The organism is Rhodococcus sp. GQ147, assembly GCF_059759155.1.
In genome coordinates, this window is record NZ_JCAXDU010000056.1 from 1 (window position 1) to 1,442 (window position 1,442).

At 66.7% G+C, this 1,442-nt stretch carries 1 protein-coding gene; it reads right to left on the minus strand.

From position 1 onward, the window contains the following. Positions 1-50: 50 nt before the first annotated feature. Positions 51-1,310, minus strand: coding sequence for an IS256 family transposase (locus AC6CID_RS24985; RefSeq protein ID WP_068162682.1), 1,260 nt, complete (start codon positions 1,308-1,310; stop codon positions 51-53). Between the last annotated feature and the right edge of the window lie 132 nt (positions 1,311-1,442).

Below are 1,442 nucleotides of genomic sequence, written 5' to 3' on the forward strand. Positions count from 1 at the left end.
GGTCAAGCCCCTGGTAGTGGTGTAACTCGTTTTTGATCCTTCGTTGGTGGTCAGGCGGGTAGTTGCATCAGTTCATCGGTGCTCACCTCCGTCGCCTGGCTGGTGTCGGTGTTGGTGGTCAGGGTGAGCCGGCAGCGGCTGAGCACTTCTAGGCCGAGGTATCGGCGGCCTTCGGCCCATTCGTCGGTCTGCTCGGCCAGGACGGCGCCGATGAGGCGGACGATGGCATCCCGGTTGGGGAAGATGCCCACGACGTCGGTGCGGCGGCGGATCTCGCGGTTGAGCCGCTCGGTGGGGTTGTTGGACCAGATCTGTCGCCACACGTCGTCGGGAAATGCGGTGAAGGCGAGCAGGTCTTCGCGGGCGTCGCCGAGGTGGTCGGCGACCTCGGGCAGCCGGTGCTCGGCGTACTCCAGCAGCCGGTCGAATTGCGCGTTGACCGCCTCCGCGGTGGGCTGGTCGTAGACGCTGTGCAGCATCGCCTTCACGGCCGGCCACATGGACTTGGGGCACACGGCCATGAGGTTCGCCGAGTAGTGGGTGCGGCAGCGTTGCCACGCGGCGCCGGGCAGGTTCGCCGCGATCGCCTCGATGAGCCCGGCGTGGGCATCGGAGGTCACCAGCCGCACCCCGCCCAGGCCGCGGGCAACCAGGTCGGCGAAGAAGGTGTTCCACGAGGCCGTGGTCTCACTGGTGGCGACCTGTATGCCCAGCACCTCGCGGTGGCCGTCGCCGTTGACGCCGGTGGCCAGCAGCACGGAAGCCTTGACGACCTGCTTGTTCTCGCGGACCTTGATCGTCAACGCATCGGCGGTGACGAAGGTGAACGGCCCGGCCTCGTCCAGGCGGCGGTGCCGGAACGCGGCGACCTGCTCGTCCAGGTCCTGGGCCATGCGTGAGACCTGCGACTTGGACAGCGAGTCGATACCCAGGGTCTTGACCAGCTTGTCCATCCGGCGGGTAGACACCCCGGCCAGATAGCAGTCGGCTACGACGGTGATCAGCGCGGACTCGGCTCGCTTGCGGCGCTCGAGCAGCCACTCGGGGAAGTAGCTGCCCGAGCGCAGCTTCGGGACGGCGACGTCGACGGTGCCGACCCGGGTATCCAGGGGCCGGTGGCGGTAGCCGTTGCGGTGGTTGGTGCGCTGTTCCGAGCGGGCGTTCCACTCGGCGCCGCACACGGCGTCGGCATCGGCGGAGAGCAATGCGTTGATCATGGTCTGCAGTAGCTCGCGCATCAGATCCGGCGACGCGTCGGCGAGGGCTTGGCCAAGCAGGCCTGCAGGGTCGACAATATGAGGTGCGGTCATCGTGATGACTCCGTTCGAGGATTCGGTAGAAGGTTGACTCGAAGGATCACACGGTGGCCGCTCTACACCCGTGCACAACACGGAATCGCAGACGATCTCGGCCACCGAGTTACACCACTCTATGGGGCACTA

Excerpts from the sequence above, each read along its gene's own strand:
- AC6CID_RS24985 (WP_068162682.1), bottom strand. The coding sequence starts at position 1,310 with ATGACCGCACCTCATATTGTCGACCCTGCAGGCCTGCTTGGCCAAGCC.